The sequence below is a fragment of the Blastococcus sp. SYSU DS0541 genome (assembly GCF_054050875.1).
In genome coordinates this window covers 1-14,226 of sequence record NZ_JBJHAD010000017.1, presented here as the reverse complement: position 1 = coordinate 14,226, position 14,226 = coordinate 1, and the positions used below count along the sequence as shown (strand labels likewise).

At 74.6% G+C, this 14,226-nt stretch carries 13 protein-coding genes; 10 read left to right on the top strand and 3 right to left on the bottom strand.

Features of this window, described 5'->3' with window-relative positions; genetic code table 11:
* The first annotated feature begins 9 nt into the window (after nucleotides 1-9).
* Genes ACI794_RS16815 through ACI794_RS16805 form a run of 3 tightly spaced genes read left to right on the top strand, consistent with a single transcriptional unit; the run spans nucleotide 10 to nucleotide 3,166 of the window.
* Entirely contained in the window at nucleotides 10-1,053 is a 1,044-nt protein-coding gene (locus ACI794_RS16815; RefSeq protein ID WP_456616929.1) for an ABC transporter permease, read from the top strand.
* Nucleotides 1,050-2,066 carry an ABC transporter ATP-binding protein gene (locus ACI794_RS16810; RefSeq protein WP_456616928.1) on the top strand — a complete coding sequence of 339 codons (1,017 nt, stop codon included), beginning with the start codon at nucleotides 1,050-1,052 and terminating at the stop codon, nucleotides 2,064-2,066. Before ACI794_RS16815 ends, ACI794_RS16810 begins: the two co-directional genes overlap by 4 nt.
* A complete protein-coding gene (locus tag ACI794_RS16805; protein ID WP_456616927.1) occupies nucleotides 2,063-3,166 on the top strand; it encodes an ABC transporter ATP-binding protein in 1,104 nt (367 codons plus the stop codon). The genes ACI794_RS16810 and ACI794_RS16805 overlap by 4 nt, the downstream gene beginning before the upstream one ends.
* An 89-nt stretch (nucleotides 3,167-3,255) precedes the next feature.
* On the opposite strand, the gene ACI794_RS16800 is transcribed toward ACI794_RS16805, so the two are convergent.
* Nucleotides 3,256-4,458: an MFS transporter gene (locus ACI794_RS16800; RefSeq protein WP_456616926.1), complete on the bottom strand. Its 1,203-nt coding sequence runs from the start codon at nucleotides 4,456-4,458 to the stop codon at nucleotides 3,256-3,258.
* Nucleotides 4,455-5,258, bottom strand: a complete 804-nt coding sequence (locus ACI794_RS16795; RefSeq protein ID WP_456600762.1) for an IclR family transcriptional regulator domain-containing protein — start codon at nucleotides 5,256-5,258, stop codon at nucleotides 4,455-4,457. Before ACI794_RS16795 ends, ACI794_RS16800 begins: the two co-directional genes overlap by 4 nt.
* Before the next feature lie 210 nt (nucleotides 5,259-5,468).
* Between ACI794_RS16795 and ACI794_RS16790 the strand changes: the two genes are divergently transcribed.
* The 4 genes from ACI794_RS16790 to ACI794_RS16775 all read left to right on the top strand — a co-directional run bounded on the left by ACI794_RS16790 (nucleotide 5,469) and on the right by ACI794_RS16775 (nucleotide 8,913).
* Nucleotides 5,469-6,443, top strand: a complete 975-nt coding sequence (locus tag ACI794_RS16790) for an ABC transporter substrate-binding protein (protein ID WP_456616925.1) — start codon at nucleotides 5,469-5,471, stop codon at nucleotides 6,441-6,443.
* Nucleotides 6,444-6,713: 270 nt separating this feature from the next.
* Complete coding sequence (locus ACI794_RS16785; RefSeq protein WP_456580049.1) at nucleotides 6,714-7,262, top strand: ABC transporter permease; 549 nt, start codon at nucleotides 6,714-6,716, stop codon at nucleotides 7,260-7,262.
* Nucleotides 7,259-8,032, top strand: coding sequence for an ABC transporter permease (locus ACI794_RS16780; protein WP_456580050.1), 774 nt, complete (start codon nucleotides 7,259-7,261; stop codon nucleotides 8,030-8,032). The genes ACI794_RS16785 and ACI794_RS16780 overlap by 4 nt, the downstream gene beginning before the upstream one ends.
* Before the next feature lie 29 nt (nucleotides 8,033-8,061).
* A complete protein-coding gene (locus ACI794_RS16775; protein WP_456580051.1) occupies nucleotides 8,062-8,913 on the top strand; it encodes an ABC transporter ATP-binding protein in 852 nt (283 codons plus the stop codon).
* 165 nt (nucleotides 8,914-9,078) lie between these two features.
* Here ACI794_RS16775 and ACI794_RS16770 read toward each other — a convergent pair whose 3' ends face one another.
* Complete coding sequence (locus tag ACI794_RS16770; RefSeq protein WP_456600759.1) at nucleotides 9,079-10,143, bottom strand: alpha/beta hydrolase fold domain-containing protein; 1,065 nt, start codon at nucleotides 10,141-10,143, stop codon at nucleotides 9,079-9,081.
* A gap of 356 nt (nucleotides 10,144-10,499) precedes the next feature.
* Between ACI794_RS16770 and ACI794_RS16765 the strand changes: the two genes are divergently transcribed.
* From ACI794_RS16765 to ACI794_RS16755, 3 genes are all read left to right on the top strand, one after another.
* On the top strand, nucleotides 10,500-12,815 hold the full coding sequence (locus ACI794_RS16765; protein WP_456616924.1) for a heavy metal translocating P-type ATPase: 2,316 nt from the start codon (nucleotides 10,500-10,502) through the stop codon (nucleotides 12,813-12,815).
* 78 nt (nucleotides 12,816-12,893) lie between these two features.
* Nucleotides 12,894-13,385 (top strand): hypothetical protein, encoded by a 492-nt coding sequence (locus ACI794_RS16760; RefSeq protein WP_456616923.1) that lies wholly within the window; start codon nucleotides 12,894-12,896, stop codon nucleotides 13,383-13,385.
* A gap of 103 nt (nucleotides 13,386-13,488) precedes the next feature.
* Nucleotides 13,489-14,139: a DUF305 domain-containing protein gene (locus ACI794_RS16755; protein ID WP_456600756.1), complete on the top strand. Its 651-nt coding sequence runs from the start codon at nucleotides 13,489-13,491 to the stop codon at nucleotides 14,137-14,139.
* The last annotated feature ends 87 nt before the right edge of the window (nucleotides 14,140-14,226 follow it).

Sequence of the window (14,226 nt, the reverse complement as noted above, 5' to 3'; positions counted from 1 at the left end):
CCTGCTGCCATGAGCATCCAGCCGACCCCAGGGCCCCCGCCCTACCAGGGCAGGGGTGGCGAGCGTCCGCCCGAGACGCCGGAGGAGCCCCCGGGCGGGTCCCCGCAGCGGGACACCTCGCCCGAGCCGCCCACCCTGCGCCCGGCCCGGCCGCGGTGGCGCGAGACCCTCAGCCTGCTGGCCCACAACCCGACGGCGGCGATCGCCTCGGTCGTCCTGCTCTTCATCGTGGTGGTGGCGGTCTTCGACGACACCTTCGCGCCGGAGGGGGCCAACGACATCTCGGTGGCCGACCGGCTCCAGTCGCCGAGCTGGGAGCACCCGTTCGGCACCGACGACCTCGGCCGCGACATCCTGAGCCGGGTCATCCTGGGCGCCTCGGTGTCGCTGCGCGTGGGGTTCCTCGCCGTCGGGTTCGCCCTCGTCGTGGGCACCCTGATCGGCCTGCTCGCCGGCTACTACGGCAAGTGGGTCGACGACGTCCTCATGCGGGTCATGGACATGCTCTTCGCCTTCCCCGCGGTGCTGCTCGCGATCGCCGTCCTCGCCGTCCGCGGGCCCGGGTCGGGCAACACCGCGCTGGCGATCGGGATCGTCTACACGCCGATCTTCGCCCGGGTCACCCGCGCCAGCGTGCTCGGCGTGCGCGAGGAGGTCTACGTGCGGGCGTCCCGGTCGGTGGGGGCGTCGGACTGGCGGATCCTGACCCGCCACATCCTGCCCAACGCCGCGCCGCCGATCATCGTGCAGACCTCGATCAGCCTGGCGTTCGCGGTGCTGGCCGAGGCGGCGCTGTCGTTCCTCGGCCTGGGCACGCAACCGCCCAACCCCTCGTGGGGGCTGATGCTCGCCGAGGGGCGCGGCTACATCGAGCTGGCCTGGTGGCTGGCCTTCTTCCCGGGGATGGCGATCTTCCTGACCGTGCTGTGCTTCAACCTGCTCGGCGACGGGCTTCGCGACGTCCTCGACCCGCGCCAGCGCACCCAGATGGCCGGGGGCTCACGGGCGGCCGGTGCGGCGGCCGCCGCCGACACCGGCGGGGGTGGGCGGTGACCGCGCCGGTGCTGGAGGTCGAGGACCTGCGGGTGCGGTTGCGCACCCCGCGCGGGCCGGCCGACGTCGTCAACGGGCTGAGCTACACCGTGGGCCCGGGGGAGACCGTCGCGGTCGTGGGGGAGTCCGGCAGCGGCAAGAGCGTCTCGGTGCTGGCGCTGCTCGGGCTGCTCCCCGCGCGGGTGGCGACGGTGACCGGCCGCGCCGTGCTGCAGGGCGAGGACCTGCTGACCATGTCGCCCGAACGGCTGCGCCAGGTGCGCGGCCCGGGGGCGGGCATGGTGTTCCAGGACCCGATGACGTCGCTCAACCCGGTGCTCACCATCGGGCGGCAGCTGGTCGAGGGCATCCGTGCGCACGGCGAGGTCTCCAAGCAGGCCGCGCGGGACCGGGCGACGGAGCTGCTGCGCGAGGTGGGGCTGCCCGATCCGGGCCGGGCGCTGGACCGATACCCGCACGAGCTCTCCGGGGGGATGCGCCAGCGGGTCGTCATCGCGATCGCGCTGAGCAACTCGCCCTCGCTGCTCATCGCCGACGAGGCCACGACGGCGCTGGACGTGACGGTGCAGGCGCAGATCATCGACCTGGTCGAGGAGCTGCAGGCCGAGCACGGCACCGGGGTCATCTGGATCACCCACGACCTCGGCGTGGTCGCCGGCATCGCCGACCGCGTGCTGGTCATGTACGGCGGCCGGTGCGTCGAGGACGGCACGGTCGACGACGTCCTGGAGCGGCCGGCGCACCCCTACACCCGCGGCCTGCTCGGCTCGCTGCCCGACCTCGCCGCCCCGGTGGGGCCCGACGGCGAGGTGCCCGAGCTCACCGCCGTCCCCGGGCTGCCGCCGCCGCCCACCGACCTGCCGCCGGGCTGCGTGTTCTGGTCGCGCTGCCCCGTGCGGGCCGATCCGCGCTGCGAGACCGAGCAGCCGCCGCTGGCCGTGGTCGGCCCCTCCGGTGGGGCGCTGCCGCACCGGGCGGCGACCTGGTGCGCCGAGGGGGAGGAGCCGCGATGAGCGAGCGGGGGCCGGCGGGGGCGCACGCCTCGCAGGGAGCGCCGGTGGCCGAGCATCGGACGGCGCCGGGGGGCGACGTCCTGGTCTCCGCCCGCGGGCTGGAGGTGCACTTCCCGCTGCGCGGGCAGGGCCGCGGCACGCCCGCCCGGGTGCTGCGCGCCGTCGACGGGGTGGACCTCGACATCCTGCGCGGGGAGGCGCTGGGCCTGGTGGGGGAGTCCGGCTGCGGCAAGTCCACGCTGGGCAACGCCCTGCTGCGGCTGGTGCCGCCGACCGGGGGCAGCGTGACCTTCGACGGCACCGACGTGACCTCGCTGGACCGCCGCGGGCTCAAGGAGATGCGCCGGCGGGCCGGGATGGTCTTCCAGGACCCGTTCGCCTCGCTCGACCCGCGGCGCACCGTCGCCCAGACGGTCAGCGAGCCGCTGGAGGTGCACGGGCTGCGGTCGGGCAAGCGGGAGCGGGCCGAGCGGGTGGGCGAGCTGCTGGAGCTGGTCGGGCTCGACCCGGTCGTCGCGGGGCGCTACCCGCACGAGTTCTCCGGCGGTCAGCGGCAGCGCGTCGGCATCGCCCGGGCGCTCGCCGGGGAGCCCGACTTCCTGGTGTGCGACGAGGCGATCGCCTCGCTCGACGTGAGCGTGCAGGCCCAGGTGCTCAACCTGCTGCGCCGGCTGCAGCGGCAGCTGGGGCTCACCCTGCTGTTCATCTCGCACGACCTCTCCGCCGTCCGGCACATCTCCGACCGGATCGCCGTCATGTACCTGGGGCGGATCGTCGAGATCGGCCCCGCGGCGGCGGTGGGTTCCGAGCCGCAGATGCCCTACACGCAGGCGCTGCTGTCGGCGGTGCCCGTGCCGCACCCGGCGCAGGAGCGGGCGCGGAAGCGGGTCGTGCTGCGCGGCGACGTCCCCTCGCCGTCCGACGTCCCCTCGGGCTGCCGGTTCCGCACCCGCTGCCCGTACGTCTTCGAGCCGTGCGACGACGTCGACCCGGCGCTGCAGCCGGCGGGCGCGCCCGGCCAGCTGGCCGCGTGCCACCTGCACGGCGTCGCCGGGACGCCGGTCACCGAGACGCCGGAGGGCGTCACCGCCGACCCCTGACGCTCTGGATCGCTGTTGATCATCGTCGTGTGGCTGGGAGACACGCCGGCGGTGGGCGCCAGATGACGATGATCAACCGGGGAGGGGCGTCAGACGGTCTCGCCGACCAGGCGCGGGCGGGCGGCGGCCAGCCCGACGGCGAGCTGGGCGACCACCACGGCGAGCAGCATCCACAGCCCGGGCGCCCACTCGCCGGTCGCCTCGTGCAGCAGGCCGACGGTCAGCGGCCCGGTGGCCGCCACCAGGTAGCCCACGCTCTGCGCCGCCGCCGAGAGCCGCCCGGTCTGGCCGACGTCGCGGGTGCGCTGGAGGATCAGCGTCATCGCCAGCGGGAAGGCGATGCCGGTGCCGAGGCCGTAGAGCACCGCCCACAGCAGCGGGGCGGATGCGGGCGCCGCGAGCAGGCCGACGATCCCGGCGATCACCGGGATCGTGCCGGCCAGCACCCACGCGCCCTGGCCCGGGCGGCGCGCGGCCAGCGGCGGGACGACGAGGGACGCGGGCAGGCCGAGGGCGGCGGCGAGCGCGACCAGGCCGCCCGCGGCCACCGGGGAGACGCCGGCGTCGGACTCCAGCACCTCGGCCAGCCAGGTGAGCATCGCGTAGAACGACAGCGACTGGAGACCGAAGAAGAGGGTCACCGCCAGCGCCACGCGGTCGCGCAGGACGGCGGTGCGGGCGCCGGCCGGAGCGGGTGGAGGGGGCGGGACGGCCCGCCGCGCGCGGGTGAGGGCGGCCATGCCGAGCAGCGCCGCGAGCACCGGCACGGCCCACAGCAGCAGGCCGGTGCCGGCGCTGCCCGCGAGCCCGGCCAGCGGCTGCGCCAGCCCCGCCCCGATGCTGGCCGAGGCCGCCATGGCGGCGACGATCATCCCGAGCACCAGGGCGCTGCGGTTGCCGTACTCCGCGCGTGCCGCGGCGGGCAGCAGCACGTTGGCGACGGCGATGCCGCCGGTGAGCAGCACGGTGCCCAGGAAGAGCCCCGGGACGTCGGCCAGCCGGAGCCCGATCCCGGCCGCCAGCGCGACGACGCCGAGGAGCACGGCCCGGTGCACCCCGAACCGGGCGGCCAGGGCCGGCGCGAACGGCGAGACCAGCCCGAAGCAGACCAGCGGGAGCGCGGTGACGACGGCGAGCGCCCCGGTGGAGAGGGTGAACTCGTCGCCGAGCTCGGCCAGCAGCGGGCCGACGGCGGCGAACGGCGCGCGCAGGCACAGCGCGACCAGCACGAGGGCGGCGGCCGGGAGCGCGAGCCGCCAGGCGGAGCGCCGTCGGGTGGCGGGGGCGGTCACGAGCGGGCGCTGCGGCCGAGATCGTGCTCGATCTGGGCGGCGGTCTCCAGCAGCGGCGGCACGTAGTCCTGCTCGAGCTGCGCCACCGAGGTGCGGCTGGCGCTGACCGACAGGTTGACCGCGGCGACGACGGCGCCGGACCGGTCACGCACGGGGGCGGCGGCCGAGCGCAGGCCCTCCTCGAGCTCCTGGTCGACCATCGCGTAGCCGCGCTCGCGCACGTCGCCGAGCACCCACCGCAGCACCCCGGGGTCGGTGACGGTGCGCCCGGTGAGCGGCTCCAGCCGGGCGCGGTCGAGGTAGGCGGTCAGCTCCTCGTCGGGGAGCCCGGCGAGCAGCACCCGCCCCATCGACGTGGCGTAGGCGGGGAACCGGGTGCCGACGGTGATCATCACGGTCATGATCCGCTTGGTGTGCACCCGCGCCACGTACACGACGTCGTCGCCGTCGAGCACCGACAGCGACGAGGACTCCTCCACCCGCTGCACCAGCGACTCCAGGTGCGGCTGCGCGACCTCGGGGAGGGTGAGCCCCGAGAGGTAGGAGTAGCCGAGCTCCAGCACGCGGGGGCGGAGGGAGAACTCCCGCCCCTCGGCGCGGACGTAGCCGAGCTGGACGAGGGTCAGCAGGAAGCGCCGGGCGGCCGCGCGGGTCAGCCCGGTGGCGCGGGCGACCTCGCTGAGCTGCAGGCGGGGGTGCTCGGCGTCGAAGGCGCGGATCACGGCCAGGCCGCGGTCGAGGGACTGCACGTAGGTGCCGTCCCGGACGGGCACCGGCCGCTCGTCGGGCACAGGGGTCACGGCGCTCCTTCGCTCCGGCGGGGTGGTGAGCGCGATCACCATACGGTGCGCATGATGAACGCCTGTGCGGAGAGCGCACGACATGACGGTCGGATCACGACGGATTGACGTGACTGCCCTCACGTGCGAGCGTCGTGCACGTTCACATGGCACACAGATGTTCGCACAGCGAACACGTGCCTGGAGTCGCCATCGATCCGAGGAGAACTCATGCGCCGCACCGTGGCAGCGCTCGTCGCCGCCCCCCTGCTGCTCGTCACCGCCTGCGGCGGATCCGACGAGGAGCCCGACGCCGGCGCGGCCGGCGGCGGTGGCGGTGGAGAGCTCGAGCAGGTGTCGGTCGGGGTCATCCCCATCGTCGACGTGGCGCCGATCTACCTCGGCGACCAGCAGGGTTTCTTCGAGGAGTGCGGGCTCGACCTCACCCTCGAGACCGGCCAGGGCGGTGCCGCCATCGTCCCCGCCGTGGTGAGCGGGCAGTCGCAGTTCGGCTTCAGCAACATCACCTCGCTGCTGCTCGCCGCCAGCGAGGGCCTGCCGCTGCAGGTCGTCGCCAACGGCGTCGCCTCCACCGGTGAGCAGGGCGCGGACTTCGGCGGCGTCGTCACCACCCCCGACAGCGGCATCGCCGGCGCCGCCGACCTCGCCGGCGCCACCGTGGCGGTCAACACGCTCAACAACATCGGGACGACGACGGTCCGCGAGTCGGTGCGCGCCGCCGGCGGCGACCCCGACAGCGTCCAGTTCGTCGAGCTGCCGTTCCCGGAGATGCCCGCCGCCCTGGAGCAGGGCAACGTCGACGCCGCCTGGGTGGTCGAGCCGTTCCTCGCCGTCGCCACCGACGCCGGCGCCACGGTCGTGACCTCGAACTTCGTCGACACCGCCGACGACCTCACCGTGGCCGCGTACTTCACCAGCGAGCAGTACGCCCAGGAGAACCCCGAGGCCGTCGAGTGCTTCAGCGACGCGATGGCGCAGTCGCTGGAGTACGCGCAGGCGAACCCGGACGCCGTCCGCGAGGTCCTGGACGAGTACACCGAGATCGACCCGGCCATCGCCGAGGCGATGACCCTGCCGGCCTGGCCGGCCGAGATCAACCGCGACTCGGTGCAGACCCTCTCCGACCTGGCGGTCGAGGACGGGCTGCTCGACGAGGCTCCGGACCTGGACGCCCTGCTGCCGTGACCGGTTCCACCGCCACCCGCACGGCGGCGGACCCCGCCGCGTCGCCGGCCCGTCCCGGCCTGGGTCCTGGGGCTGCTCGGGCTGGTCGCGCTCGTCGCGCTGGTCGAGATCGCCCCGCGGATCGGGCTCGTCCCGCGCCGCTGGTTCCCGCCGTCGTCGGAGATCGGCGCGGAGCTGGTCGAGCAGTTCGGCCGCCCGGAGTTCTGGACCGCCGTCCTGGAGACCCTGAAGGGCTGGGCGATCGGCCTGGCCATCGCCGCGGTCGCCGGCGTGCTGCTGGGGCTGCTGCTGGGCACCTTCCGGTTCGCCCGGGAGTTCTCCGCGTCCACCATCGAGTTCCTGCGGCCGATCCCGTCGGTGGCGTTGATCCCGATCGCCGTCCTGCTGTACGGGAACGACCTCGAGAGCGAGCTCCTGCTCGTCGTCTACGCGTCGTTCTGGCAGATCCTCATCCAGGTGCTCTACGGGGTGCAGGACGTCGACCCCGTCGCCCAGGACACCGCCCGCGCCTACGGGCTCGGCCCCTGGGCGCGGGTCCGGCACGTCACCTGGCCCACCGCGCTTCCCTACGTCATGACCGGCCTGCGCCTGGGCGCGGCGGTCGCGCTGATCCTCGCGGTCACCGCCGAGCTCGTCATCGGCACGCCGGGGCTGGGCCAGCTGCTCGCCACGGCCCAGAGCAGCGGCGCGGTCGTGGCCGCGTACGCGATCGTCGTGACCACGGGCATCCTCGGCGTGATCGTCAACCTGGTCTTCCGGGCCATCGAGCGGCGGGCGCTGTCGTGGCACCCGTCCCAGCGAGCGGAGGTGGCGGCGTGAGCGTGCTCCGCCGGGTCGCGATGACCCTCGGCCTGCCGGTGATCCTGCTCGCCGCCTGGTGGTTCGCCAGCGCCGGCAGCACGAGCTTCTTCTTCCCGCCGCTGTCGGAGATCCTCGACAGCCTGGTCGAGGAGTGGTTCGGCCCCCGGCTGGCCGCCGACGTCTGGCCCAGCCTCTACCGGCTGGCCGCGGGTTACGCGCTCGCCGTCGTGGTGTCCCTGGCCCTCGGCGTCCTGATCGGCACCTCGCGCACGGTGCGGGCGCTGACCGAGCCGGTGTTCGAGTTCTTCCGGGCCATCCCGCCGCCGGTGCTGGTGCCGATCTTCATCCTGCTGTTCGGCCTCGGCGACGGGATGAAGATCGTCGTCATCGCCTTCGGCTGCATGTGGCCGATCCTGCTGAACACCGTCGAGGGCGTGCGCGCCGTCGACGAGGTGCTCAGCGACACCGGCCGCGTCTACGGCCTCACCGGCTGGTCCCGGCTGCGGCGCCTGGTGCTGCCCAGCGCCAGCCCGCAGATCTTCGCCGGGCTCCGCCAGGGGCTCTCGGTCGCGATCATCCTCATGGTCATCAGCGAGCTGTTCGCCGCGAGCAACGGGCTGGGCTACGCGGTCGTCCAGGCGCAGCGCAGCTTCGCCATCCCGGAGACCTGGGCGGGGATGCTCATGCTGGGTCTGCTGGGCTTCCTGCTGTCGCTGCTGTTCCGGCTCGTCGAGAGCCGGCAGCTCGCCTGGTACCACGGCCTGCGCCGGGCCCAGCGCTCCTCCTGACCTCCTCGACTTCCCGGAAGGGGAACCTCGTGCTCGACGTCCGTGGCATCAAGAAGGTCTACGAGAGCAAGGACCGCACGGTCGAGGCCGTCCGCGACCTGACGTTCACCCTGCCCGCGGGCGAGCTGGCCTGCCTGGTCGGCCCCTCCGGCTGCGGCAAGACGACGCTGCTGAAGATCATGTCCGGCCTGCTGGAGCCCACCTCCGGTGAGGTGCGCATGGAGGGCGAGGTCGTGAACGGCCCGCCGCCGGGCATGGCGGTGGTCTTCCAGGAGTACGGGCGCAGCCTCTTCCCCTGGATGACCGTGCGCGACAACGTCGAGCTCCCGCTCAAGCAGAAGAAGCTGGCATCGGCCCGGCGCACGGAGCTGGTCGAGGAGTCGCTGGCCGCCGTCGGCCTGGCCGAGGCGCACGCGGCCTACCCGTGGCAGCTGTCGGGCGGCATGCAGCAGCGGGTGGCCATCGCCCGGGCGGTCGCCTACGAGCCGCACGTGCTGCTCATGGACGAGCCGTTCGCCGCCGTCGACGCGCAGACCCGCGCCGACCTCGAGGACCTCATCCGGAGCCTGTGGCACCGCTTCCAGGTGACCACGCTGTTCGTCACGCACGACATCGACGAGGCGGTCTACCTCGGCCAGCGGGTGCTCATCCTGTCCAACTCGCCGACGGTGATCCGCGACGACCTCGTCATCGACCTGCCCGACGAGCGCGACCAGCTCACCACCCGCTCCTCGCCGCGGTTCGCCGAGCTGCGGGCGCGGGTCTACGAGCAGATCCACCGGGCCAAGGACGAGAAGGAGGCCGCGGAGGCAGCACAGCCCGTGGCCGCCGGCCCCGTGTCCGGCCCCGCGCCCGCCGCCCCCGACCACTCGGGGTTCTGACCGCTCCGCAGGGCCGACTTCGAGGGGCCGACTTCCGGGAAGTCGGCCCGTGGCGGGCGTTCGGGCGCCCGCTTTCCCCGAAGTCGGGTTGCGGGCCCGGGGTGAGAGACGCGAAACGGGGCCCCGGCAGCTGTGCCGGGGCCCCGTTCGCCGTCTCTCGCGGGGTCAGCGGCCGGCGCGCTCCGCCTGGGCGAAGCCGCTGCGCAGGAACCGGTCGATGTCGTGCCAGCTCGGGCCGGCGCGGTGGACCACCCGCTCGCGACCGAAGGCGTTCGTGAGCCACGTCGTCGACTCACGGGCGCCGATGATGTCGTCGACCGAGTGGCCGGCACCGGGCACGAGGGAGAACCGCGCCTCGTTCCCCGCGGCCGTCGTCGTGTCGTAGACGAGCTGGCTCTGGTTGTAGGGGAGCAGCGGGTCGGCCAGGCCGTGGAGCACCCAGATCGGGATCTCGTCGCCCTCGATGTAGCTGCTCGGGTCGGCCGCCTCGGTCTCCGCCGGGCAGTCCTGGATGCTCACGAGCTCGGTCGGGAAGACCTCGCCGGGGCACTCGATCAGCCGGCTCTCCGGGGAGTCCGGTGCGTCGTGGGGGTAGATGCCCTCCTGCATCGGGAGGTCGTTCTCTGCCGCGAAGGCGTCCATGGACAGGAAGTCCGTCGGTGGGAAGAACGGCACGGCCACCTGGACGGCGCTGGAGGTCCCGTCCACGCCCGTCTCGCCGGGCAGCTCAAGGACGTCGCTCGTGGTGGCCGCGAACGCCGCCGACCAGCCGCCCGACGAGTTGCCCATGAAGGCGAAGCGGTCCGGGTCGAGGCCGTACCGGTCGGCGTTCTCCCGCAGGTAGCGGACGGCGGCGCGGACGTCGTGGCCCTGCGCCGGGAAGCGGGCGTCGAAGCTGGAGCGCACGTTGATCGCCGCGACGGCGTACCCGCGGCCGGTGAACTCCTCGACGACGTCGAGCGCCTGCTCGCCGGTCTTGACGTCGTTGCTGAACCACGCGGAGCCCGAGTGCCAGATGACCAGCGGCAGGCCGCCTCTCCCGCGGGCGTCCGGGAGGTGCAGGTCCAGCAGGTTGCCCGGGGACGCCGGGCCGTAGGCGAGGTCGCTCACGACGGTGGGCTCGGACGGCGGGGCCGCGTGGGCCGGGGCGGCGAGGGAGACGGCCAGTGCGGCGGCGAGGCCGCAGCCGGCCGCGAGGCCCTTCCGGGCGGTGCGTGCGGTGGGGCGCATGTGTGTCGAGCTCCGATTCAGTGGGGGCGTTGTCGCCGGTGCGGAGACTGAGCGGCTGTGACGCTAGACACACGGCGGGGCGTTGACGAAGCAGACCTTCCGCTGCCCGGAAACGCCCTGCGGAGGGCGTGGCGGGGCCGGTCGAGAGACGGTGGATCGGGCGCTGGCAGGGCCCGCAGCGCCCGGTTTCCCGCATCTCGCCGTCGGCTGGGAACTCCCGAGGCAGGACCTCTGGTGGGATACCCCAGGGGGGTATAACCTTCGTGGCGGTGCAGGCCACCCGAGCCGCCTCCCGCACTTCTTCGGCGGGGTCCGGCGGCCGGTCGGTGGAGGAGTGCGAGGCAGAGGAGAAGGTCATGTCAGATCCGACGAGCCGCCCGGACGGCTACGCGGCGGCGCCGAAGGCGACAGTGGCCGGCCACCACCACGGCCACGGCCACGGTGGTGGGCCGACGCACGGACAGGGACTGCCGGTCGCCGCCAGCGACAACCGCGTGGACGTGGAGGACCCGTTGCGCGCCGCCGCCGGCTCCACTCCCGACGGCCACGGCGCGTCCCACGGCGGGCACGCGGGGCACGCCGGGCAGGGAGACCACGACGGTCACGCGGGGCACGCCGGGCATGGCGGTCACGGCGCTGACCACGTGGCGATGTTCCGCCGGCTGTTCTGGCTCATGCTGGCGCTGGCGGTGCCGACGGTCCTGCTCAGCGGCATGTTCGCCGACATCGTCGGCTACACGCTGCCCGACGTCCCCGGCCGGGAGTGGGTGTCCCCGGTGCTCGGGACGGTCATCTACGTCTGGGGCGGCCGGCCGTTCCTCACCGGAGCGGTCGGGGAGGTCCGGGCCCGCAAGCCCGGGATGATGCTGCTCATCGGCATGGCCATCACCGTGGCGTTCGTCGCGTCCTGGGGTGCCACGGTGGGCGTGCTCTCCCACGAGCTGGACTTCTGGTGGGAGCTGGCGCTGCTCGTCGTCATCATGCTGCTGGGGCACTGGCTGGAGATGCGCTCCCTGGCGCAGACCTCCTCGGCACTGGACTCGCTCGCCGCGCTGCTGCCCGACGAGGCGGAGAAGGTCGTCGGCGACGACCTGGTCACCGTGTCCCCGGCCGAGCTGGCCGTCGGCGACGTGGTGGTCGTCCGTCCTGGTGGGCGGGTGCCGGCCGACGGCGACGTCGTCGACGGCACCGCCGAGGTGGACGAGTCGATGATCACCGGTGAGTCCCAGCCGGTCCGCCGCGGCGTCGGGGACACCGTGGTGGCCGGCACCGTGGCCACCGACACCGCGATCCGGGTGCGGGTCACGGCGGTGGGAGAGGACACCGCGCTGGCCGGCATCCAGCGGCTGGTCGCAGATGCGCAGTCCTCCACCACGCGCGCGCAGCTGCTGGCCGACCGGGCGGCCGGCTGGCTGTTCTGGTTCGCCGTCGGGGCCGCGGCGGTCACCGCTGTCGTGTGGAGCCTCAACGGCGCGCCGGACAGCGCGCTGGTCCGGGTGATCACGGTGCTGGTCATCGCGTGCCCGCACGCGCTGGGCCTGGCCATCCCCCTGGTGGTGTCCATCTCCACCGAGCGGGCCGCGCGGGGCGGCGTGCTGGTCAAGGACCGCGGGGCGATGGAGCGGATGCGCACCGTCGACACCGTGCTCTTCGACAAGACCGGCACCCTGACCAAGGGGGAGTCGGCGGTCACCCACGTCACCGGGGTCGGCCGGACCGAGGACGAGGTGCTGGCGCTGGCCGCGGCGGCGGAGGCCGACAGCGAGCACCCGCTGGCCCGCGCGATCGTCGCCGCCGCCCGGCAGCGGCACCTGCCCGTGTCCCCGGCGGCGGAGTTCCGCGCGTCGGCCGCGGTCGGGGTCACCGCCACCGTCGACGGGCACACCGTCGCCGTCGGCGGCCCGAACCTGCTGACCGAGCACGGCCTGACCCCGCTGCCCGACACCCGGCCGTGGGCCGCCGACGGCGCGACGGTGCTGCACGTGCTCGTCGACGGGCACGTCGCCGGCGCGCTGGCCCTGGCCGACGAGATCAGGCCGGAGTCCCGGGATGCGGTCGACGCGCTGCACGCGCTCGGCGTCGACGTCGTCATGATCACCGGCGACGCCGAGCCGGTCGCCCGCGCGGTGGCCACCGAGCTGGGCATCGACCAGGTGTTCGCCGGGGTGCGCCCGGAGGACAAGGCCGCGAAGGTCGCCGCCCTGCAGCAGCAGGGCCGGGCGGTCGCCATGGTGGGCGACGGCGTGAACGACGCCCCGAGCCTGGCGCGCGCCGACGTGGGCATCGCGATCGGGGCCGGCACCGACGTCGCGATCGGCTCCGCCGGGATCATCCTGGCCTCCTCCGACCCGCGCGCGGTGGTGTCGGTGATCCGGCTGTCACGAGCCAGCTACCGCAAGATGCAGCAGAACCTGTGGGCCGGCGCCGGCTACAACCTGATCGCGGTCCCGCTGGCCGCCGGGGTGCTCGCCCCGATCGGGTTCGTCCTCCCGATGGAGGTCGGCGCCCTGCTGATGAGCCTGTCCACCGTGGTGGTGGCCTCCAACGCCCAGTTGCTGCGGCGGCTGGACCTGCGCCCGGAGGCCAGCGTCGCCGAGGTCGCCGCCGGCCGGGCCGCCCCGGCCCGGCGCTCCGGGGCGGCCGCGGAGCCGACCATCGCCGGCCGGCGCTGACCGGGTCCGGCCGCCGGGCACCGTCCCGGCGGCCGGCCATCGCGGGCGTCGTAGCCTCGCCCGAGGAAGGGGGTGGAGATGGCGGCACGAGGATGGACAGCGCTGCTGCTGCTGGCCGCCGTCTTCGCGATGCACGGCCTGCAGTGCACCGCCGCCGGCACCGAGCACCCAGCCGGTCACGGCGCCGCTCCGGTGGCGGCAGCCCCCGCCGGGCTGCTCGAGGGCGGCCTCCACACCGGCCCGGTGAGCCCCGGCCTCGAGGCGCACAGCAGCGCCCACGCCGGTGAGCACGGCAGCGTCCAGGGCGCCGCCGCGATGGTCGCCGCGGCCCCGCCGGTCGGCCTGCTCGCCGCCGACCACGGCAGTGCGCCGGCCGGAGCGGGCGGGCACCTGTGGGCGCTGTGCCTGGCGGTGCTCGCCGCCGGGCTGGCGGTGCTGCTCGCCCTGCTGCTGCCCCGCCTGCTGACGCTGCTGCCGGCGGCGTGGGCGCGGCTGCGCACGCACGCCTCCGCCGCCCTCGCGCCACTGCGCCCGCCGGACCTGCACGCCCTCTGCCTGCTGCGGATCTAGGCCGACCGCCGCCACCGCCCCGCCTCCAGCGACCGTGCTGGCCCGGCGGCGGTGCACGCGCACGCCCACCGGCCCACATCCGCAGCTCCAGGAGACACCCACCATGACCCGCACCACCGCACGCCTGACCGGCCTCACCGCCGCCCTGCTCACCGGCGCACTCGTCCTCGCCGGCTGCGCCGACGACACCGGCGCTCCCGGGCACGGCTCGATGATGAACGGCAGCGCCTCCTCGGCCGGCTCCTCGGCCGCGCAGGCCGAGTTCAATGACGCCGACGTCGCCTTCGCCCAGGGCATGATCCCCCACCACCGGCAGGCCATCGCCATGGCCGAGCTGGCCGAAGGGCGCGCCGCCGACCCCCGCGTGCTCGACCTAGCCGCCCGCATCCAGGCCGCGCAGGACCCCGAGATCCAGACGATGACCGGCTGGCTGCAGGACTGGGACGCCGACGGCGGGCACATGGACGACGGCATGGACGGCATGGACCACGGCGACGGCGGCATGCACCACGGCGAGGGCGGGATGATGTCGGCGGACGACATGCACGCGCTGATGTCCGCCACCGGCGCTGAGTTCGACCGTCTCTTCCTGTCCGGCATGATCGTCCACCACCAGGGCGCGGTGGAGATGGCAGCCGAGCAGTCCGCGGACGGCCGCAACGCCGAGGCGCTCGCGCTGGCCCAGTCCATCCGCGACAGCCAGAACGCCGAGATCGCCGAGATGCAGCGACTCCTCACCGAGCTCGACGGCTGACCCGGCCGCGGCGGGGGCGGGCCGCCACCGGCCCCCCCCGGGGGGCCCCCCCACCAAACACCCCCCCCCGCCCGGCACGGGGTACAT